Below are 21,483 nucleotides of genomic sequence, written 5' to 3'. Positions count from 1 at the left end.
GTCGCGCAGGCTACCCCCCGACCAACCACCGTGGATGTTTCATGGCCGGCGCACCAGCCGGGGTGACCACGTCGCAGGCACTGACGAGGCCACCGTCGCGGGTCAGCGTCGACCGAGACCACGCGCGGGCGGATCCTGGCGCGTCATTCCTCTTCCGGCGGCAACTGGTCGGGTGACCACCGTCCCAGGTACACAGCCCGTTTGCCCTCGGTAGCCGCGTCGGCGAGCAGCACCGCATCGTCCAGGATGCGGTGCATGACCGGCACCGGCAGGTGTGGGTTGGCGGCGGCCGCTTCGCCCGTTGACGGGTTGTCGAACAGTTCGAGTACCCGACCGGGTGACAGCCGTGGGTCATCGGCCGTCCGCTGCCGCACCAGCGGATGCGTGTCGTGGCTGATCCGCTCGACGAGCTCTGGCGCCGCCTCGGGTCGAGGACCGCCAGGGCCCTGGCCTGCGGGTCCGGTGAGCCTGCCAGCCGGGCCAGCCCGGTGCGCTGGAACCTGGGATGGTGCAGCAGGCGACCTCGGTTCATCGTCGTGGCCTCGAGATACGTGTTGAGGACCGTTTCGGAGTCGACGTGCGAATTGTGCTCGCACAGCAACAGCCGGACCGCGAAGTCGTCGTCGGTGGCAAGCACGGCTACGAGGTCGGGCGTCAGGTGTGTGTTACAGGCGATGCTGCGGCGTAGGCCGATGTGCGCCGAGAAGACGCAGCGGCGTTGCACCTGCGGGTCTCTAGTGTCTGTTGCCCAACGGGCGGGCCGGATCCGGTCGTCGCGCCCGACGTGGTAGTCGATCGCCGCGCGTTGCTCTTCACTGAGCTCGGGGCGCATCGACACGGCAAGCCGGACTTCGGGCGAGGGGTCCACCGCGAGCCGGGCAACGAGGTCGCCGGGCAGCCTGGCATCGGTGGCGGCGGTGACGCGTGCCCATTTGTTGTGGTCGCCGGCCCGGGCCTCGGCCTCCTGACGCTCCAGCGGCGGCTCGTCGGCCGGCGCTGGTAACGGTCCGGCCGGCCACAGTCGGGCGCGTAGGTCTTGCGGCAGCCACGGGCTTTCGGCCAAGAGCAGTTCGAGGTTCGGGTTCCGTTCGAGTAGCCGTTCGTACGCCCACGCGGGCAGTGTCGGCTGCTGCTGCGTCCATGTCCACGTGACGAGGCAGTCGGACCCTGCCGCAAGGACGCGCAGCACACCAGGTTCTGGATCCTCGACCAGCCTGGCCCGCTGCTCAGGCGTGACGTGCACCGCCTGGGCCAGCAGTTCGCGCACCTTACGGTTGGGATTCGTGGCCACCGCCTCGAATTGCTCGTCGGTCCACTTCTTACGGAAGGTCAGGGTGAACCCGATCTCCTTCGACTGCTCGTCGACGAGCCGCCGCAGCAGCTCGGCGGGGATGGCAGGATTGCGGGCCAGGCCGCGCAGCCGGGCTCGGGCGGGCTTGTCGTAGCGGGCGAGGAACGCGTCGTTGGCGTACAGCGGAGCCTCCGGATCGGTCGTTCAACCGGCGAGAAGCCACCGTAGAAGACGAGCACACAGCTCAACAGGGCCGCGCGGCCGAGTGATCCGCCTCGTTGCCGGCGGTAGGCTGGCGCTGGTCGCTATCCGCGTCCGCGTCCGCGTCATTCTGTCGCGTCCGTGCTGCGCCCCATCACGACGGTAGGACCGGCCGACGTCCGGCCATGCCAGCGGCGCTGGCCGTCACCCTTTCCGGAAATGGGCGTCTGACCTGCGTTGTGAGTCACCCTCTGACTGCGAGCAGTACCTGAGCCTCGCGGCTGATCTCCGCCATCACCCGAGACTATCGGCAGAGCCCGCGCCGCACGACCACGCACATCAACGGACATCCCCGCCGACATCGCCACCCGCAGCCATCCCCGACATCGCCGGCTCCCGACGGCGCTCGGACCGGGCCGGGCTCAGCGCACCTGTTCGGTGGAGAACTGCATCCTCGGCGCGGCGTAGAACTCCTGAGCCTGCACCAGACGGAGTTCGCGTTCGCCGGACCGGTAGGTGGTCTCGATCAGATCGAACACGCTGGAGGCCGTACGTTCCAGCGACACCGCCGCATCCTTGGTCGCGACGTAGTGGGCGGTGAACAGGGCGGCGGTCACGTCACCGGACCCGTTCGCCTTGAACGGCAGGTGCGGGGTGGTGACGAGCCAGGCGCCGGTGCCGTCCACGACGAGCATCTCGATCGTGCCCTCCTCCCGGTCCGGGCGCTCCACGCTCGTGACCAGCACGGTCGAGGGACCCATGGCCCGGGCGAGGTCGGCCGAGGCGAGGGTCGACTCGATGCTCGCCGGCTCGGTGCCGGTCAGAAATCCCAGCTCGAACTGGTTGGGAGTGATGATGTCGGCCACCGGCACGACGCGGTCCCGCAGCAGGTGGGGAATCTCCGGCGCGGTGAAGCATCCCGACCTGGCGTTGCCCATGACCGGATCGCACGCATAGACGGCCGAGGGGTTCGCGGCCTTCACCCGGCGCACGACGTCAACGATGACGTCACCGATGCCCACGCTGCCCTGGTACCCGGACAGCACGACGTCGACCTGCGAGAACACTCCGCGCTCCTCCACACCGAGGAGAATCTCGGCCACATCCAGCGGTGGGATGAGCGGCCCCCGCCACGCACCGTAGCCCGTGTGGTTGGAGAAGTTCACCGTGGGAACCGGGACGACCTCGACACCGATACGCTGCAACGGGAAGACGGCCGCGGAGTTCCCCACATGGCCGTGGGCGACCGCTGACTGGATGGACAGAACCTTCATCCCCCCAGCTTAGGGCCCTCCCAGATGGTGATTGCTGGCCTGCTTGCCATCCTCCGTGGCGATTGGGCTACGGCAATCGCTGTGGTCAGCGGATTCGCGGAGTGCTACAGCCGTGATCACTACCGACACAACACGCACTTGTGGCATATGAAGTTGCTCGTGAAGGCCGGGCTCTTGGATGAGCTGGCCGACCTCGCCGAGACCGACGTTCACGCACGGCGCCAGTTGGACAGGTTCCTGTATGAGGAAGGCCGGGACGTCGAGCTACGGCGGCGTGCCGAGCGCGGTGACAAGACCGCCTTGTATTTTCTCGTTCGCCTGCTTCGCGCCCAAGGAGAGCAGATGGTCGCCCAACAGGCAGTCGCCGACATCGACGCGACGGACATCCACGCTATCGAACTGGCGAACCAGCCACTGGCAGACGGGTAAGGCTGGGAACGAACTTGTCCCGACCGCCAGTCATGGCGCGCGGTTGGCGGCAGAAGCGGATCTCGTGCTGATCCGCCGTCGATCACCGTCGGTATGTATGCTGGTCGCGAAGCGCGTCCGCCGGTTAAGGTCGCCATGTGTCATTCCCCCTGCGCTGGCGCCTGCTCGATGAGGGGACCGGCGCCACCATCATCGACTGCACGGACATCGAGGGGCTCTTCGTCGACCGCGTGTTCCCGCGCGAGCCGCTGTACGAGCGCTACACCCTGTTGAGCTGCGCGCCGTCCGGACCGCTTCTCGCCGCGATCGACGGCACGGGGCCGACCTGGTTCGGCAACTTCGTCGTCGAGGGCGCACACGTCCCCGGCCGGCCAGCGAGCGAAAGGTGCGAGGACCAGTGCCGGGAGTGCTTCGAGAACACCGAGGAACTGCTCGACGTCCGGGTCGTCGGCCACCGGCCCGCCAGGGATGGGTCCGGTCTGCTTGACATCGACCTCGAAGGCCATCGCCGCGACGACGACAACAATCGTGGCGGCACCATCGCGCCCCCTGTCGTCGGTTACCGGCTGTTCGCGTGGTCGACGGCGAACGGATCCAGCGAGGAAACGCCGGCCGGCGGGTGCCGTGACATCGCCGGCCTGTTTCACCAGCGGCCGGACATCTGGCCGCCGGGTCCGCCGTTGACCTTGCTGGGCTGCCGTCGCCGGCTCAGCGGGTCGTTCGAGGCCGAACTGGCCCACGTACGCGTCGACGGCACGGCCCACACGATGGGCTGGGGACAACGCGTGATCGGAAGCGTCGTCGCCACGCGCCCGTCCACCCTCGGTGACGACCTTGTCGATGTCATGTTGGACGCGCGGATCCCGGAGCCGATGGCGACCAACGACCGCCCACTGTGGGACATGTGGCGCGCTGGCGGCCCGGCTGAGCCCAACCTTTGGGCGAAGCTCGATCGCAGTGACCGCTACCTCTGGGTGCGTGCAGCTGCAGTCCACCGGAGCCATGCTCCGGACAAGCCAGCGGGCACGGTGTCTCACCTGGACGGACGCTACGTCACTGACTTCGACGCCTTCTTCTGTGCGATCGGGGAGGCGGTCAACGGCCCCGGGGGCTGGTTCGGCGGCGATCTGTTCTGGCTACACGAGAACGCCGCCACCGGCGACGGCGGCGCGACCCCTGGCTTCCGCATGATCTGGCACAACTCCGAGGTCGCCCGCACCCACCTGGTCCCCGGCTACGACCGCAAGAGCTGGCTGCCCGCCGTCACCTTCGACGACCTGGTCCGCTACCTCACCGAGGACGGCGTCCAGCTCGAACTACGCTGATGGGCCACCGGTGAATCGGGGCATGCCGCCCACCTGACCGGTACAGGCACATATGGCCATCCGCAGATTCCGGCCACACAGCGCGACCGCACGCACTCATGGGCACGAACGGACGCTGACCGAGCGCGCGCTCGGCGGCATGTGCGCGCACCTGATCAAGCAGTCACGGGCGCTTGGAGCCCGCGCAGGACCGGCGTCGGTGCCTCGAGCCGGCTTGACTTGTCGCAAAGCTTGACGCACTCTTTTGAGACAAGAGTTGCGACAAGGGGATGTCATGTCGGAGAGAACCTTGCCGGCTGTTGGCCCGCCGATGCGTCCGGCGGACCTTGACCGGGCCGGCGCGTGGTTGGCCGGGCACGGCCTGGCCGACGTCCGGCCGACACCGTTGCTGGCGACGCGTCTGGCGGTCCGGCGACGTACCCGGCTCGCCGCTTCCGTCCTGCTGGCCGCGTTCATCCTGGCGGTTGCCCTCACCTACGTCGGCGGCATGGTTGACGGGTCCGGGAACCGGCGCTGGTTGCTGCTGGTGTTGACGGCGCTGGTGGTCGGGTTGGTGCTGGCCCAGTGGTTACTGGACTGGTGGGTGCGGCGGGTCGACCGGCGCGCCGGTGCGACGTTGCAGCGACGGGCGGCTCACCCGGTCCGGCTCGGCTGGCGTACCGTGCTCGGCTGGCCGCGTGCCGCGTTCGCGGCTGCCACGTTCGCGGGCGCGACGGCGCTGGCGATCGGCGCCCTGACACTGCGCAACTCCACCGCGAGGTACGCGGCGGTCATCCTGCTCATCGGGCTGTGCGGGCTCGCGGTCGGCATTGTCGTCCAGCTGCGCCATGTTCTGACGCACCCGGTCGTGGCCGACGACGAGGTCTCGCTGACCGCCGATGTCATCATGCGGGTCGAGGACGCCCGGGTCGGCGCCGTGCCGACGTCGGTGTGGTCGGTGTGGTCGCTGCCGGTGGTGTCGGTGTTCAGCACCGCATTCGGGTGGTGGAACGCTGCCTGGATCGTCTTCATCGTCCTGAGCGTCATCGCGCAGGCCCTGATCGAGGCGCGGACCGCACGGATCGCCATGGTGGCGCGGCATGTCATGAGCGCACCGTGAACCGAATGATCGTCATCGACACGGCCTCGCCCGTCCCGCCGTTTGAGCAGCTGCGTGCTCAGCTCGCCCGGCAGATCCAGGATCACACGCTCGCCGTGGGCACCCGGCTGCCGACGATCCGTCGTCTGGCCGCAGACCTTGGCTTGGCCGTCAACACCGTCGGCCGGGCCTACCGGGAGCTGGAGGAGGCAGGATTGATCGAGACTCGCGGATCAGCCGGTTCGTTCGTGTCCGCGGCCGGCGAGAAGGGACGCGAACGGGCGAGTCGCGCCGCCGCCGAGTACGCCGCCGTCATCGCCAGCCTCGGCATCGACGCCAACGAGGCCGTCCGCATCGTCCAAGCGGCGCTGACCAGGGGCATCGCGGTATCCCCTGCCACCCGCGACCCGAAAGAAGCCTGACATGGCCGTACCCCACAGCCTCCCCCAGCGCATCTTCCTGCTGGCCTACAACCCGGACAAGGGCAGGGTCGACCTGGGCACCGGCCTGGGGCCATGCTCCGCGCCGCGGCCCTCGCCGACCTTCTCCGGGGCGGCCACCTCACCGACGAACGCGGCCGCGCCGCCATCGACGTCCGGCACCCCTGCCACGATCCCGTCCTTGACGCGCTCCTCGAAGAGATCGCCGGCTCCAGGCCACACACCTGGCAGTCCTGGATCGGCCACAGGCAGCGCGCCACTGTCCGAGCGACACGCCAGCAACTCAACGATGGCGGCTGGGTCCACCTCCAACCCCACAAAGTTCTCGGGCTGTTCCCCACCACCAAGGTGACCGTCCGCGACCCCCGCGTCCGCAAGGATCTCCTCGACCGGGTCAACACCGCCCTGCGCAAACCCATCGGCAGCATCGACCCCGCCGACGCCGCACTCGTGGCCATCATCGCCGCCGCCGACCTCAACCTCGTCCTCGACCGTAAGACCAGACGCGCCAACAAACAGCGCATCCAGGAACTCACCAAGCTGAGCGGACCGATCGGCCCTGCCCTGCGCAAATCGATCCAGGCCGCTGCGATCGGTGAGGTTTGAGCAGTGGGAGTGGCACGTCGTGGAGGTCGAGACCGGCTTCCGCCCAACGTGTCGGCCGGTGCGACACCGCGACCGGAGTTCGCCCCGGTGTGGACCACGCTCAACGAGCGCCCGCTACACGGCACAGGGCCTGTGGGGCCTGGTTGAGCAGCGCACGGCACGCCCCACCGGCAGGGCCGATGCCCGGCTGGTCGAGGTGATCCAGGAGGTCGTCGCGGCGGAGACGAACGCCTCGGCCGGCACCCGGTCACGGCCACGCCGGCCGCGTACCGGACGCCCGACGCTCGGCGCTGTACGCTGCCTCGCCGGAAGCAAGAAAGCTGCCGCAGAACCCGCTCGGCAGGGCAGATACGGCTGATCTTGCGGAGGTCAAGCCGGGTCGCCAAGAGCAGAAGTTCGCGCCAACCGGCGCCGGGACCGCCGATGCCCCGGTACCGCCGCGATCGAGGCGGTTGTGCATCTGCTGGCCACCGCCATCGAGGGCCGGGGCCTGCCCTCGATGAGCGGCGTGCTGGCCGGCGCCGCCTACCGCCCGCTGCTGACCTCGCGGCGGGGCCCCGGCCCGCGGCTAGCGCAGATGCCGGGCGAAGAACCCGGCCGCGTCCTCCCCTGCGAACTGCGGGACACCGGTATGTCCGCCCATGTGGGCGTGCAGCGACTTCTCCCTGGAGCCGAAGGCGTCGAACAGATCCAGGGCCGCCTGCCGGTCGTTGCCTTCGTCATCCCACTGCAGCAGGACATGCAGCGGAATGGTGACCTGTCGGGCCTCCTCGAACATGGTGCGAGGCACGAAACTCCCGGCGAAGAAGCCGGCGGCCACGACGCGCGGCTCGACCACCGCAAGCCGGATGCCGACGGAGATCACTCCCCCCGAGTACCCGACCGGGCCGCCGATCTCGGGCAGTGACAGGAGGGCGTCCAGGGCGGCCTGCGACTCCGGGACCGCCTTGTCGACGAGCGGGAGGATGAGGGCGTCGATAATCTCGTCGCTGACCGGCTCGCCGGCCTCCATCGCCCGGCGCAGGTCGGCGCGGGCCTGCTCGGCGGCGGCCCAACGCGGCCGGTCACCGCTGCCGGGGAGCTCGATGGTGGCCGCAGCGAAGCCCTCCGTCGCGGCGTGCTGGGCCCGAGCCACCAGACGGGGGTACATCTTGTGCAGTCCGAGCGGTGGGTGGCCGAGCAGGATCAGCGGGACCGGTGCGGATGCCGATGCGGGCGTCCACAGGATGCCGGGGATCTCGCCGAGGGTGAATTCGCGTTCGAGAACGCCGTCATCGAGGCGCTGCTCAGTAGTGAATCGCATGGTCTTGCCTTTCGGGAGTGCTCGTGAACGGCGCTCCCGGACGACCTATCGCCCGACCGTGACCCCAGAGGGGAGCACCCATGTCGAAACGTTCACGGGTACCACCTCCTCGGTCTCTCGCACGGCTCTCAGGAAGCTAGCAGCGGCCGCCGTGATCCGCCAAACGTATTTTCGGCGGAGGCCCCGGGCCGGGTGCCACGGACAGGCCGCATGTGGTTACGGTGCGATGTGAGCTTACGGATCACGTACAGCGACGTTGCCCTGTTGTTCCCTTCCCCGACCGGCGGAGACGGAACCTCGCTGGTTCGGCCAGTGCTTGCTTTACAAGATCAGTCGTACGCGGCTCTGCACGACAACCGGTACGCGACACCGGGGAAACCGCAATGCGCATCGGGACGCTTGCACACGGAAACGTTCGGACCTACCTTGCGAGCCGCTGGTCACCATCGGCGCCACTGGCAACCTTCAACCGGACGCGATAGTTGTGTCCTGTCCGATCGAACCCTTCGGCGTCCGGACTTACCTTCCGGGTGTGTCGTGGTCGAGGCACGCCGCCATTTCGGCCTCTCGACCACCGGTACGCTCTCCGCGAGGCGTTGAAGATCGTCGAAGGTGGGCTACGTGGTGAGCGGACTGCCGCACGACGGCACGGACATGTCGCACAGGGCACGCGTGGACAGGTACGGCGCCGTGTCCACGGCGTTGGCCCTGCTCAGTGATCATCAGCTTGGTCAGCTCGTGGACACGGCCCCGGCCATCGGGTCCGGCGTCGGAGGCACCTCGGCGTTACTCGATACCGCTGGCGCACCGGTCTTCGTGAAGCGGATCCCGTTGACCGACCTGGAGCGCGAACCGGACAACGTCATGTGCACCGCGAATCTGTTCGGAGTACCCATGTTCTGCCAATACGGAGTCGTCCTGCTGGCCGGCCCCGGCTTCGGCGCCTGGCGGGAACTCGCCGCCAACACCATGACGACGAACTGGGTGCTCACCGGGCAGAGCGAGGCGTTTCCACTGATGTATCACTGGCGCGTGCTGCCCGGTGCGGCGCCGCTGGTCGACGAGCACGCGGACATCGAACATGCCGTCGCGTACTGGGGCGGATCGGCGGCGGTACGGCGGCGGCTGCACGCACTCGCCCAGGCGTCGGCGAGCGTGGTGCTGTTCCTGGAATACATCCCGCAGACCCTGCACGACTGGCTGGCCAAGCAGCTTCCCGCCGGCGAGGAAGCCGTCACCGCCGCGTGCGCCATGGTGGAGCGATGCCTACGCGCCGACATCGCTTTCATGAACGCCAACGGTTTGCTGCACTTCGACGCCCACTTCCGCAACATCCTGACCGACGGCAACCGTCTCTACCTTGCGGATCTCGGCCTGGCCACCTCGGCCCGGTTCGATCTGTCCACGGACGAGCGTGACTTCGTCGAACAGCACACGAGCTACGACGCGGGCTACGCGATGAAGGAACTGGTCAACTGGATGGTCGCCAACATCGCCGGGGTGCCGGCCCCCGAGACCGGCGGACCCGTCGAACGCTACGACTACGTCCGGCGATGTGCTGCCGGGGACCCACCCGCAAACGTCCCGGTGCCGGCCGCGGCGCTCATCAGCCGCTACGCACCCGTCGCCACCATCATGAACGACTTCCACTGGAACCTGTTCGGCGAAAGCCGCGCAACGCCTTACCCCGCCCAGCAGATCAGACACGCCTTGTCTTCGATCCCCGGCTACGCGACCGCGCAGTCCTAGCAGCCTTGGACCCGCTGAGGCTTCACTTTCGGTAAGCAGAACCGTTCGCTCCAGAGAGAATCACACTTTCAGGCGCATCGACTCACCCGGGTTCCGCAGTTTGTAGTTCAACGATCATCGGAATCTGGATGTGGAGCAGCGAAGATTGACGTGCGTCGAACAAGAGGCGTGTGTCTACGCCCTCTTGCCAGGATCTGATCTTGGCTACTGGGGGTCGAAGGCGGTGACCCGGGCCGGCGGCTGGACGGAAAGTGCCTGGTAGATGGCCTTGTGTTCGGGTCTCAGCGGGGTGGTCTGCACGACGGTGCCGGCGGGCCCGGCGAGGGTGACCTGGCTGATTCGTCCGAGTTGCCGGTTGATGTTTCGCCAGGTCTGGCCGGTGGCGCGTTCGGCGACGCGGATCAGCAGCAGGGCCAGCCAGCAGATGAGGACGTGGGCGCGGATGCGGTGCTCGAGGCGGTGGAACACCGGCCGCAGCAGCAGTTGCGACTTCAGGTCGCGGAACCCGCGCTCGGCCTCGAGGAGGTTCTTGTAGCCCAGCGCGACGTCCTCGGCGCTGATGTGCGGGTCGGAGGTGGCGATGAGGTACTTGCCATCGAGGCGTTCCTCGGCCTTGACCTTGGCCTTGTTGACCTTCAGTCGTCCGTTGGGCTGCTGGACGAGCCACCGGCCCAGGGTCGGGTGGTCGCGCAGGGCGCACTCGGCGCGGGCGTGCGCCGCCTCGTTCTTCTTACGGGCCTTGTCTGCGACGGGTCGTCTGGCGTCGCGTTCGCGCTGGTCACGGATGCGTTCGAGTTCGGCTTCGACGCGGGCGATCGCGTCGTCGCGGTGCTGCTTGTCACGCATCGCCTGGTCGGGGTTGTGGCAGATGACGAACCGCACGTCGGATCCGTCGATGCGTACTTCCTTGACGCGCAGGTTGTCCTTGACCTGCTGGTAGCGGCCCTGGCGGGCCAGGACCCGCTCGACGAGGGGGTTGCCGTCACGCATGCGCATCCCGGCGATGTAGTGCCCGCCGGCGCGGCGCAGGTAGGCCAGGTTGTCCGCGCTGGAGAACCCGCGGTCGACCACGGTGATCACGCGTCCGAGCTTCCAGTCGCGCATGTCGTCGCGAACCTCGGCCAGCACGGCCTGGTCATTGCTGTTGCCGGGCCAGCACCAGCACCGCACCGGGATGCCTTCCTTGGTCACGGCCAGGCCGATGACGATCTGCGGCAGATCCGAGCGGTGGTCCTTGGAGTGCCCGAACCGGCGAAACGCATCGTCGCCGTCGTCTTCGGTGTCGCGTTCGAAGTAGGTGCTGGTGGTGTCGAAGAACAACAGGTCGACTTCAAGGTTGAACAGGTTGGCCACGGCGAAGAACACCGCCTCCTGCACCCGGCCGCAGGTATCGGCGTCGATGAGCAGGTCCATCGCCCGGTACGCGTGGTCGTCGTCCATACCGGTCAGGCCCGGGATGACCGTGTCCTGCCCGGCCCACTCGGCGGCCGACAGCTTGCTCATCGGCGCCACAGCTCGGTTGGCGACCAGCGCGAACAGCACCCGTTCCATGTTCGTGGTGAACCTACGCGCGTCCGCAGCCGCCCGCACCGCCGCGCCGACGTCGAGGCGCCGCCACAACCCGTCGAGCAGCCATGTCGACCCGATCGACCGTGCGTCGACGACGTCGAGAGGTCCCGCTCCGGCCGCCAGGCCCGCTTCCGCACCCGCGCCGTCTTCGCCGAAGTGCTTGTCGATCGACGCGGCGAGCCGGCGCAGCCCTTCGACGTCGACCCGGTCGACGCGGCCCAGATTCATAAGCACATCAGGCTTGATCTTGCCGTCCACGCGCCGGTTGTGTGCCAACGCGACGTAGCGCACCACGCTGCCGTCGGCGTTGGTCCGCGAGGTGAACCGCAGATACATGACTACGAAGAAACCACATCACCACTGGCAGAACAAGATGTGAATCTCAGGTCGTGTTACTACACTTTCGGATCCGCCGGCCCAGTCCGAGGCATCTGCGAGCCCGTGACCAGCATCGACCCCGACCCGATCATGCTTGTGTTCCTACGAACTGCGGAACTCGGGACTCAAGGAAGGCGTTAGGTCGTCCCGCGCAGCGATCATTGATTCTGCGCTCGACATGGATATCACCCCAAACCGCGTCCCGCTCCAAACCAACACACTCATCTCGGCTCGCAGCTCGCTCGCCATCCCTCGACACAATCATCGACAAAGTCGCGCCAGATTTCGAGGGCCTTATGGGGCACATGGGGGCGCCGACCACTGGAAGCATCTACCAACCATAGATATCTCGCCAAGAAGGTCACCGTCACGGGCCTTACCCTACGATGCAGAGCCGGTCGGACGTGCCCGCGCGTGCCGGAATGCTGTCCCTCCCAGAGGGAGGTCATCCTGGCTACCACAGGAGCAAAGCGATGGAGGCCGGGTGGCCAATGTGGTCGATGATCTGCGCGTGTTGTCGTTCATACTCGACTCAACACCGATGTCAGGGACGCCCCCGCCTACCGGACGGCCACTTTTGATCAGCCAGTATTGCAGCCTCTCGACACCGACGGCAGGCATTCAGTCCGTCCGGGTTCCAACTGATGTCATCTCTGATCATGTTTCCTATCCGAGACCAACAGACCGTCACATCACTAAATAGCGCCGCGTGTGTCGTTAAGTTTTGCGGCTCAATGGCCGTAGCCCACCGGTTGTGGAGAAGTGCATATTTGGGCGCAGTGGCGGTGAACCCTCAGCAACGATCTGCGAGGCCAAGCAGAACCCGCAAACCCACCAGACGCCCCAGCCCGTGTCGGGTTCACCGAAATCGGCACCGTCCAGCATGCCACTGTCACAAACATCGCAGACCATCACAGCGTAGGGATTCTCCCACAGGCCAGCCTTCAACGGGTCGGCGGCGACGCGCTCTTCGGCTTCCTTTCGTAGCCGGCGTCGGTGTACTCGCATGAGCGGTCAACGACCTTACCGCTGGTGGTCTCCGGCAGGATCGCCGTGCCGATGACGCGACGGGTCGCGGAGTCGTAGGTGATCACGCCATCGACGTAGTTCCGGTGGTCCTTTTGCGTTTGGCTTCGGTCGGGTCGGGTCGGACGCCCGGCCAGCACGGTCAGCGGCAGCCGTTCGACCAGTGGCGACGCGGTCATCCAGGGCGGTGAGCCGGTCTGACCACCCTATTCAACTTCCAGATCAATCATGATCGGCCACTCACTCATGCCGAGTTCACGATGTTGGCGGACCGCGTAGCAGGGCACGGTGACGCAGCAGAGAGCTGGGTTAGCGCCTCCCCCATGCAGGGACAAGACTAGAGGGCCGAGAATGCTCCATCGCTCATGCAGCACGCGTAGCCCACGCAAATGTCCGCGGCCGGGCGCTCGTCCGGGATCGGCGCCGGCTCGATGCTGGCGGCAGCGCGGCCGGACCATCCCGGCGCGCGATGCCGGCGGGGCGTCGGCGATGCTGTGGGCGTGGAGTACGTGTCCAGAGTGCCGCGACCGCCGCTGGACGGGCTGATCGACGACCTTTACTACCTGGAGGGTGCGTCGCCGTACACCAGCAAGGCGGCACTGGCGGGTCTGCTGGCCACCGTGACGGGAGAGAACGCCCCGAACCCGGCCGGCTATACGCCGTACAGCTTGCGGTTCCTGACGGCGGCCATCGACACCGCCGGCGTCGTGATGAACGACCCGTACGTTTCGCAGACCAAGGTCGACGCGGCCGTCACCGACCTCACCACGGCCATCAGGTTCCTCAACCCGCTCGTGGCGCAGAAGCAGTTCCGGGCCGCGAGCATTGCGGAACTCCGCTTCCGCATCGCCGAGATCGGCAGCGGTGAGAACACGATCTGGATCACCGAGGACATCGTCGCCGACGACAAAGGCGGGGCGATCCAGGTCGACGCCGGCAAGATCCGCCTTTCGGCCGACGAGCCGGCCACGCTCACCGCGACGGGCAACGTCTACTTCAACGTGGACGACGCCGAGCTGACGATCGGTCCGAAGCTGACGATCGTGCAGAGCGTCGACAGCACCGCGCTGGCGGCGTTCTTCATGCTGCGCAACAACGCTCACCTGGCGGTCCAGGACGCGACGATCCGGTCGGACGTCACGATGTCGGGCTCGCAGGGCGTCATCGTCATCGAGGGCTCCAGCCCGACCGTCACGATCGACCGTTCCACCGTCAGCGGCAAGGGCGCACGCACCACCTACGCCTACAACGCGGGGCCGCTGTTCACGATCACCGACAGCACGGTCACCAACACCAACACCGCGCTCTACCGTGGTGACTACGTGCTGAACGGCACCACGGCGGTCACCGGCAGTACCGGTGGCGGTGCGGCGATCCACGACTTCCGCGGCAGCGAGGTCGCCGGGACCGTCGCCGACATGGTCGTCACGCTCACCAAGGCCGGCACCGGGCCCGCGGCGACCGACCCGACGTACACGATCACCTACGTCGTGACCGAGCCCGGCGCCGCGGCGCCGGTCGACCTCCGGGGCGCCGTCGCCTACACCGAGCCGATCGCCCTTCCCGAAGGAGGCACCGTCTGGGCCGCCCTGACCCACGCCGGCCACCACGGCATCGTCAATTCCATCGTCGTCGAGGCCCCTGCGGGCCCAGTCGACCCGTCGCCGGACTGCCGTACGGCCCAGGCGAAGGCCAACACGGCGGCAAAGGCCGTGGACAAGGCTGAGAAGGACGTCCAGAAAGCCCAGACGAAGCTCCAGGACGCCGAGGTCAAGTTCGAGAAGAGCCTGGCGGGCGGCAAACCGGCCCAAGCCATCAAGCAGGACGAGGCGAAGGTCGCCAAGGCCAAGGTCCAGCTCGAGGAAGCCAAGGCCACGCTGGTGACGGCCGAGTCGGCCCATATGGCCGCTCTCGCTCAAGTGGCCGCTGCCTGTCGATAACACGCACCGCAGCGACGCAGGACTCGGGGCCGCCTACGCCAACCCGCTGGGCGGCTCCGGCTGGCAGGACGTTCCCTGTCCCGGCAGCAGCGGACGCTGCCGGGCGGCTGACCCGGCAGCTACGGGCAACGCCGATCGGTACCTCGGTAGCGCGCCCCGGACCAGTTTTGGTGCCGATGCACCGTTCACCAGGGCCACGACATGGAATACCCTCGATCTGCCCGGTCTTCTGCCGGGCCAGGTGCCGCCGCCACCGGCCCCCGCGCCCCGCGCGTGCCCTACGGCCACCGCGACCTGCTGATCCGGCGTGCGGTGACCCTGGGCCCAACTACCGGCCCGCCCGGGCGGTAGCCGCCGTACGCAGGGTCGTTGCTCCGGACGCCTGATGCTCGATCTGAACGGCTGTGGCCCGACGCTCAGTGTCGGACACAGCCGTTTCCCGTCATCGAACTCCTCGTAGCGGGCTGCTTTGTCCAAAGCCGTTCAGCGCATTGGGAGCGGCCCGCTGCTCCCAATCTGCTGCCCCGATTCCGCCTGGACCGATGTCGGTCAGGACGGGCCAGGGCCTGCCGCGGCGCGGTAATGGACCAGGGCCTGCGCGATGTGGGGCAGGTCGGCGGCGAGCCGTTGACTCAAACGGTCGAGGTCGTCGATGACCAGGGCGTCCAGGTCGGGGCGCCACCGAAGGTCCTGGGCGAGGTCGTCGGTCAGCGGTGACTGGGGCAGCGGTACGGCTATCAGGGCAGGCGGTCGTCCCGGTGTGAGGTGTGCGAGTTCGACCCGTGCCAGGTCGGTCCACAGCAGGTCATACCGGTACCGGGCATCCGGCTGGTAGGTGATCCCATCGGCGTGGACCACCAAGCGCGGGTAGGTCCGCAGGCCCACGACCAGCAGGCCGATCGCCACCAATGTCAGGAGCAAACCCGTGCCCAGCACGATGCTGCCCGCCGCGAGCAGGCCGTTGTCGCCGTCGGAGTCCAAGCTGTTCATCACGAGCAGCGTCAGGCCGGCTGCCGCGACGACGCCGGCGGGCACGGCCGCGATCGTGCCCAGGGTGCTGGGGGTGGACCGGGACCGGGCGAATCCAGCTCCCTCGCGCGGCCGCCAGGTCACGGCGCGACGGACCAACATGACGGTGCCGGCCACGCCGGCGAGCGCCAGCAGCCGGGTGATCCAGGTGACGAGGGAGGCGGCGGTCAGCAAGGTGGTCAGCACGGCCAGCATGGCCCAGACCATCGGCGGCACCGACGATGCCCGCCGCGTGCCCAAAGGCCGGTTCGGAGGCGGCGCGGCTGAAGGGTGCACGGCGGCCGGTGCGGGGCCGGCAGCGGCGGGCCAGCCGGATCCGAGCGGCAGGTCCGGCGAGCCCCAACCGGTCGTCGGCACCGGTAGCGGCGGAACCGCTGCCGGCGCCATGCCGGGCGCGACTGACGCGACCCGCGGCCCCGGCAGCCTGGGCGGCACAGCGTCCGCTGTGGACCATTCGGTGTGGGCGACGTGCAGAGCGCCCTCCGCGACTACCAGTTCGGGCTGTTCGAGGACGGTCGGTGCCACGCCGGTCGCGTGGTGCAGCGTGGTCGCGGCGAGCGGGACCCGGGACGCGCCACCGACGAGGAACACGCCAGCGAGGTTGCCTGCGGTGGCGCCTGACCGGGCCATCACCTGCCTGGTCAACACCGCGGCCCGCTCCAGGTACGGGCGGGCCGCCGCCTCGAACTCCTCTCGTCCCACTGGCACCTCGCGCTCGACCAGAGGTACATGCAGCCCGGCGCTGGACTGGCGGGAGAGCATCTCCTTGGCGTTACGCGCGTCGTCCCACAGCGTGCGGAAGTGCCGCTGGTCGGCCGGGCCGGACGGCGCCGTGAGCCGCTGCCACGCCGCCGGGTCGACATCTTCGATGACGGCACCGACCCGCGCGACCACCAGCGCGTCCAGGTCCAGGCCGCCGAAGTCGGCCATGCCGTCAACGTCGCAGACCTCGAAGCCGGTTCCGGTACGGCGTACGACGCCGACGTCGAAAGTGCCCGCACCAAGGTCGTACACCACGAGCAGATGCCCGGGACGGACCGCGTGCCCCAGCACGGCGGTGAAGTATCCGGCCGCCGCCACCGGCTCCGGCACCAGCGTCGGAGCGGGAAGGCCGGCACGGGTGGCAGCGCCCACCAGTACGTCACGGCGCACCGCCCCCCATCCGGCCGGATAGGTCATCGTGACCCGGGCCGGCGGGAGGCCACAGGCCCGAACCGCCTCGACCGCCACCCGAGCCAGCGTGGCCGCGACCGCTTCTACAAGCGGCACCGACCGGTCCCCCAACAGCAGAACACCCTCATCGACGTGGCGCTTCGGATACGGCGCGAACCGCGCCGGGTCGAGCCGGGCGCTGTGCACCGCGTCCCGACCAGCGACCAGATCCCCGTCCGAGCTCAGAAACAGCGCGGAGGGCAACAGGGGCGATCCGTCGAACAACAGCGGCCGGCACCGGCCATCCGGCCAACGCACCACCGCAACGGTGTGCGACGTGCCGTAGTCGATTCCCAGGTGATGTCCCGACACCGCGCCAAGTCTAACGACCTTGTGCGCAGTAGGGCGCTGGGGCGCCGGTCGGTCGATGTGGCCGATGATCTGCGGGTGGCGGTCCGTTGGGCGCGTCGTGTCTTCAGCCATCCCGCGTTCACCGGGATTTCCGGCCGCCACCTGAACCTGCTGCGGTCAGAGTTGTATCCGTTGTGGATTGCCGGGCGTGAGGGCCGGTTGCACTCCCCACGCGGTGGGCGTAGGCAGCGTGAGGCCGGTGTTGGCCTTCGTCGGCTGGCTGGTGGTGACGCTGGCCCACCTGCGTCTCGGCATCCCGCACGAGGCGGCCAACGCGTATCCCCGGTCGGCGCCGAAGCCGACCACCACGATTCCGTCCGGCCGCAGGTGGGCGGCGATCCTGGTCAACACGTCGCGTTCGGTGCCCGGCGCGACAAAGGCCATCACGTTGCCGGCCACCACCGCCGCGTCGAACGGTTCGGCGATCCCGGACGCCGGCAGGTCCAGCGTGGCCAGGTCGGCGACCAGCCAGCGCGGTCCGGGATGGTCGGCGCGAGCCGCATCGATCAGCACCGGGTCGGCGTCCACACCCAGCACGGTGTGCCCCCGGGCGGCCAGCGTGGCACCGACCCGCCCGGTGCCACAGCCCGCGTCGAGGATCCGTGACCCGGGAGCGACCATGGCGTCGAGCAGCCGAGCTTCACCGCCCAGGTCGGCGCCCTCGGCGGCCAGCTGACGGAACCGGTCGACGTACCACCGGGAATGGTCGGGGCCGGTATCGGTGCTCCAGCGGATCGGTCTGCTCATGGCGTCACCGTATCCGGCCCTACACCAGTGGTCCCGATCGAGCCGCTGAGGCTCAGCCCACCAGCAACACCCACTAACCAACCAGCCATCCGTGGCGTAAGAATTCTCCGGATACGGCCGGTTCATGGGTGACGGTGCGCTCGCCGCTCTCGGGACTTGGGCCTCTGCCCCACGCTGACCACCAGCCTTTCATCGCCGCGTAAACGGCCAGGCAGCTCTCTGTCGACTCGTCTTCTGTCCCACCAGCAGAGGTAGGACCCGATCGATGGTGTGTTGAAGCCCGCGTTGAACGCTTCGCCATCACCTTCAGCAACCGCTTCCCGATCGCTGAAATCTACGAACCCAGATCGCCGGAAACGCCGTTCGCGAGGCCCTGTCTCAAAGTCGGTGGTGGCGGGCCGGGCGGGGGCACGTCTGCTGGCGGTACTCGCGGTACGGTAGTTGTCAAGTCAAACTGAGACGGTCTGTTCCTTCTGGGTCGGCTGGTTGATCCAGGCCTGGTCGGGCAGTTTCGGTGCGCGCGGCCGGCGGTTGAACCGGTCCGGGTGGGCGGCGTGGGCCGCGTCGAGGGCGCGTTGGCGTTGCTCACGGATTTGCTCGGCGGTGCCGTAGTGCACCGACGCCGGAGTGTGCCAGCCGATCCCGGAATGCCGATGCTCGTGATTGTAGGCGGTGAAGAAGGCGTCACAGAAGGCTCTCGCGTCAGCGAGGGATCCGAACCTATCCGGGAAGTCCGGCACGTATTTCATCGTCTTGAACTGAGCTTCGGAGTACGGGTTGTCGTTCGAGGTCCGAGGCCGGGAATGCGAACGTAGGACTCCGAGGTCGACGAGCATTTCCGATACCGGCTTCGACACCATGGCGCCGCCACGGTCGGCGTGGATGGTGTGCGGCTCGATCCCGTTACGGCTGATCGCGTCGGCCAGGAAGTCACGGGCCACGATCGCGTCCTCACCGGCGGCGACGAGCCAGCCGGTGACGTAACGTGAGTAGATGTCAATAACGACGTAACATCTGTACCAGACGCCTTTGACGGGTCCTTTCAACGCGGTGATGTCCCAGGACCACACCTGACCGGGCCCGGTCGCGACCAGCTCTGGACGCACCCGGGGTGGATGAGTCGCCAGCCGGCGTCGTTCCCGGCTCTGCCCGGCCGCCCGGGCGATGCGATACATCGTGGACATCGAGCAGTGGTACCTGCCCGCATCGAGTTCCCGGGCCCAGACCTGCGGGATCGCCAGGTCGGCGTATACCGGCGAGTTCAACACCGCCAGCACCCGGTCACGTTCGGCCGTGCTGAGCGCTTGCGGCGGCGGGGTCCGCGGCAGCCACGGCCCGTGCCGCGGTCCGACCGGCTTCGCCCGCCGATAGTAGGTCGCCCGCGAGGTCCCAGTCAGCGCGCACGCCCGCTGCACCGAGATATCCGCGTCGCGCAACTCGCCGAACACGGCGGTCAGGATCTCTTCGGCGGGCTGTCGTCGTCCGCGCTCTCGGAGAGTTCTTCCAAGAGCGCGTGCGCTTTTCCCATAATATCCAACGCCATACGGGTCTTCTTCAGATCCGCCTGCAGTTTCTCGTTCTGCCGGCGCAGCTTCTCCAATTCGATCTGTTCCGCGGACTTCTTCACTCGCGCCCCGGCCACAGTCGTGGCGGCGTCCGTTTTCTCGGCGCCTCCGTTGCCGAGTTGCCCGGCGTCGCGGGCTCGCGTCCATTCAATGATGTGCGATGAGTACAAGCCCTCCCGGCGCAGGATCGCGCCTTTCTCCCCGTTCGCGGCGCTCTCGTACTCGGCGACCATCGCGAGCTTGTACTCCGGGCTGAAAACCCGCCGCGACGGCTTCGGCGCCGGATCAGCCCCGCCACCGGACGCCGACTCCTTGCCAGATGAAGTGGACACGTACACAAGGATCTCCGATCCCCGCCCTCAGTGCCCGTTGAAGAACCTGGTCAGCGTGGGTGGATGGCGGTGTGGAGTCGGCCGGTGTGGTGGTATCTGGCCAGGCGTCGGGTCATCACGATGATCATGGCCCATTGGACCATCGCGGCGTGGTGTGCGGGATGGCGTTCGTAGTCGCGGACGGTGCGGCGGCAGCGGGTGATCCAGGACAGTGTTCTCTCCACGACCCATCTGCGGTGTAGGACCTGGAAGCCGACCTGGTCGGCGAGCTTGCGCACGATCTGGACGGTCAGGCCGAGCGTGCCGGTGGCCCAGTCGACGAGTTGGCCGGCGTAGCCGGCGTCGGCCCAGACCCTGGCCACGCGGGTGAAACAGCCGTGTAGGGCCCACAGCAGGAGGCGGGCGGCGTGGCGGTCCTGCACGGCGCCGGTGGTGACCAGGATGACCAGGAGCAGGCCGGTGGTGTCCACGACGATGTGACGCTTGCGGCCGTTGACTCTTTTGCCGGCGTCGTAGCCGCGGCTGGTCCTGGCGACGGTGTCGGCGGCGCGGACGGACTGCGAGTCCATGATCGCCGCGGACGGGGTGGTGTTGCGGCCCTCGGCGGTGCGGATCTGTTCGCGGAGGCCGTCGTGCAGGCGGGTGAGGGTGCCGTCGCGGGTCCAGGTGCGGAAGTAGTGGTAGACGGTCGGCCAGGGTGGGAAGTCGACCGGTAGTGCGCGCCAGACGCAGCTGTTGTGGTCGAGGTAGCGGATGGCGTCGACGATGTCACGACGCGGGTAGGTGACCGGGCGGCCGCCGCGATTGCCGGTGCCGCCGGTGGGCAGGTAGGAGGCGATCAGCTGCCACTCGGTGTCGGTGGTGTCGGACGGGTAGCGGCGTGGACGGGCCGTGGGCAGGTGCTCCGGGGCGGTGGCGGGGGGCGCGGCGGCGGCCTGGCCGCAGACCAGGTAGAAACTCACTGTAGGGCCTTCGGGATGGCATGGCTTCGACAACCACAGCCGTACCTGGAGGCCCTACCACGTGTCCGCGCGACACACCGAGATCGACTCGGATTCCTGCGCCCTCAACCGAGCCCAGCCACGCCGACCTGGTTCTTCAACGGGCACTCAGGTCAGCACCCCACTCACACGGGGTGTCTCACACCATCTTGACCAAGTGGGGTAGGCCTGTCCCGTCACACGGCCCTGCGTGCCCTGCTGCGTATCCCGTTGCCCACCGGCCGGACGCCCCGGGTGATCGGTGTCGACGATTTCGCTCTGCGCCGATGGCACCGCTATGCCACCGTGGTGATCGACGCCGAGACAGATGCACGGATCGACGTGCTGCCCGACCGCACCGCCGACACCCTGCAAGCGTGGCTGCGCGGGCATCCGGGCGTCGAGGTCGTGTGCCGCGACGGCTCCGCCACCTACGCCGAGGCCATCCGCCGCGCCCCGCCCGACGCGGCCCAGGTCGCCGACAGGTGGCACCTGTGGCACGTGCGCCGTGAGGCGCTGATTGATCGAGTGGGGGTGAGAGACCTTCGCCGCCGTCCTGTCGTAGCAGGGCGGTGAAGCTGGGGGCAGCCTGATCCGGGAGGTGCCGGGGAGGGTGGCAAGCGGCCCCGACGAAGCCGGGACGTGTCAGTACTGCCAG

At 68.2% G+C, this 21,483-nt stretch carries 16 protein-coding genes and 2 pseudogenes; 8 read left to right on the top strand and 10 right to left on the bottom strand.

All coding sequences use genetic code 11. The features are described from left to right. Nucleotides 1-10 precede the first annotated feature (10 nt). Together QCD66_RS16345 and pdxY are read right to left on the bottom strand one after the other, a co-directional pair. Complete coding sequence (locus QCD66_RS16345) at nucleotides 11-1,267, bottom strand: hypothetical protein (protein WP_375734714.1); 1,257 nt, start codon at nucleotides 1,265-1,267, stop codon at nucleotides 11-13. Between the two features lie 647 nt (nucleotides 1,268-1,914). After that, a complete protein-coding gene (gene pdxY / locus QCD66_RS16340; RefSeq protein WP_375734715.1) occupies nucleotides 1,915-2,766 on the bottom strand; it encodes a pyridoxal kinase PdxY in 852 nt (283 codons plus the stop codon). 159 nt (nucleotides 2,767-2,925) lie between these two features. Here pdxY and QCD66_RS16335 point away from each other — a divergent pair, with 159 nt between their 5' ends. From QCD66_RS16335 to QCD66_RS16315, 5 genes and pseudogenes are all read left to right on the top strand, one after another. Further along, nucleotides 2,926-3,195 (top strand): hypothetical protein, encoded by a 270-nt coding sequence (locus QCD66_RS16335; RefSeq protein WP_407567186.1) that lies wholly within the window; start codon nucleotides 2,926-2,928, stop codon nucleotides 3,193-3,195. 137 nt (nucleotides 3,196-3,332) lie between these two features. Further along, entirely contained in the window at nucleotides 3,333-4,520 is a 1,188-nt protein-coding gene (locus QCD66_RS16330; RefSeq protein WP_375734717.1) for a hypothetical protein, read from the top strand. 274 nt (nucleotides 4,521-4,794) lie between these two features. Continuing rightward, nucleotides 4,795-5,619 (top strand): hypothetical protein, encoded by an 825-nt coding sequence (locus QCD66_RS16325; RefSeq protein ID WP_375734718.1) that lies wholly within the window; start codon nucleotides 4,795-4,797, stop codon nucleotides 5,617-5,619. A gap of 5 nt (nucleotides 5,620-5,624) precedes the next feature. Next, complete coding sequence (locus tag QCD66_RS16320) at nucleotides 5,625-6,020, top strand: GntR family transcriptional regulator (RefSeq protein ID WP_375734719.1); 396 nt, start codon at nucleotides 5,625-5,627, stop codon at nucleotides 6,018-6,020. Nucleotides 6,021-6,098: 78 nt separating this feature from the next. Beyond that, nucleotides 6,099-6,644: pseudogene (locus QCD66_RS16315) on the top strand (GPP34 family phosphoprotein); the annotation flags it as partial. Between the two features lie 568 nt (nucleotides 6,645-7,212). Here QCD66_RS16315 and QCD66_RS16310 read toward each other — a convergent pair. Then, nucleotides 7,213-7,947, bottom strand: coding sequence for an alpha/beta hydrolase (locus tag QCD66_RS16310; RefSeq protein WP_364220456.1), 735 nt, complete (start codon nucleotides 7,945-7,947; stop codon nucleotides 7,213-7,215). A 690-nt stretch (nucleotides 7,948-8,637) separates the two neighbouring features. Here QCD66_RS16310 and QCD66_RS16305 point away from each other — a divergent pair. Beyond that, nucleotides 8,638-9,696 (top strand): serine/threonine protein phosphatase, encoded by a 1,059-nt coding sequence (locus QCD66_RS16305; RefSeq protein WP_407567185.1) that lies wholly within the window; start codon nucleotides 8,638-8,640, stop codon nucleotides 9,694-9,696. A gap of 204 nt (nucleotides 9,697-9,900) precedes the next feature. Here QCD66_RS16305 and QCD66_RS16300 read toward each other — a convergent pair whose 3' ends face one another. Next, nucleotides 9,901-11,601, bottom strand: coding sequence for an IS1634 family transposase (locus tag QCD66_RS16300; RefSeq protein ID WP_407566753.1), 1,701 nt, complete (start codon nucleotides 11,599-11,601; stop codon nucleotides 9,901-9,903). A 986-nt stretch (nucleotides 11,602-12,587) separates the two neighbouring features. Further along, nucleotides 12,588-12,848 carry a hypothetical protein gene (locus QCD66_RS16295; RefSeq protein ID WP_375737170.1) on the bottom strand — a complete coding sequence of 87 codons (261 nt, stop codon included), beginning with the start codon at nucleotides 12,846-12,848 and terminating at the stop codon, nucleotides 12,588-12,590. Between the two features lie 321 nt (nucleotides 12,849-13,169). Between QCD66_RS16295 and QCD66_RS16290 the strand changes: the two genes are divergently transcribed. Beyond that, nucleotides 13,170-14,609, top strand: coding sequence for a hypothetical protein (locus tag QCD66_RS16290; RefSeq protein ID WP_375737169.1), 1,440 nt, complete (start codon nucleotides 13,170-13,172; stop codon nucleotides 14,607-14,609). A 549-nt stretch (nucleotides 14,610-15,158) separates the two neighbouring features. On the opposite strand, the gene QCD66_RS16285 is transcribed toward QCD66_RS16290, so the two are convergent. The 5 genes from QCD66_RS16285 to QCD66_RS16265 form a co-directional block, all read right to left on the bottom strand. Further along, nucleotides 15,159-17,273: an Hsp70 family protein gene (locus QCD66_RS16285; RefSeq protein WP_375737168.1), complete on the bottom strand. Its 2,115-nt coding sequence runs from the start codon at nucleotides 17,271-17,273 to the stop codon at nucleotides 15,159-15,161. A gap of 45 nt (nucleotides 17,274-17,318) precedes the next feature. Further along, on the bottom strand, nucleotides 17,319-17,948 hold the full coding sequence (locus QCD66_RS16280) for a class I SAM-dependent methyltransferase (RefSeq protein ID WP_375737167.1): 630 nt from the start codon (nucleotides 17,946-17,948) through the stop codon (nucleotides 17,319-17,321). Between the two features lie 449 nt (nucleotides 17,949-18,397). Further along, nucleotides 18,398-19,396, bottom strand: a complete 999-nt coding sequence (locus QCD66_RS16275) for an IS3 family transposase (RefSeq protein WP_407566942.1) — start codon at nucleotides 19,394-19,396, stop codon at nucleotides 18,398-18,400. A 5-nt stretch (nucleotides 19,397-19,401) separates the two neighbouring features. Continuing rightward, nucleotides 19,402-19,845, bottom strand: a complete 444-nt coding sequence (locus QCD66_RS16270) for a hypothetical protein (protein ID WP_407566786.1) — start codon at nucleotides 19,843-19,845, stop codon at nucleotides 19,402-19,404. 50 nt (nucleotides 19,846-19,895) lie between these two features. Continuing rightward, the gene (locus QCD66_RS16265) at nucleotides 19,896-20,744 is read right to left on the bottom strand and encodes an IS5 family transposase (protein WP_407567250.1); all 849 of its coding nucleotides are present in this window, start codon (nucleotides 20,742-20,744) and stop codon (nucleotides 19,896-19,898) included. A 264-nt stretch (nucleotides 20,745-21,008) separates the two neighbouring features. Here QCD66_RS16265 and QCD66_RS16260 point away from each other — a divergent pair. Further along, nucleotides 21,009-21,356, top strand: a pseudogene (locus tag QCD66_RS16260) (transposase); the annotation flags it as partial. Between the last annotated feature and the right edge of the window lie 127 nt (nucleotides 21,357-21,483).

The organism is Polymorphospora sp. A560 (assembly GCF_045781765.1).
GTDB classification, from domain to species: domain Bacteria; phylum Actinomycetota; class Actinomycetes; order Mycobacteriales; family Micromonosporaceae; genus Polymorphospora; species Polymorphospora lycopeni.
Note: the sequence above shows the minus strand (reverse complement) of the source record. Positions and strands in the feature narration are given on the sequence as shown.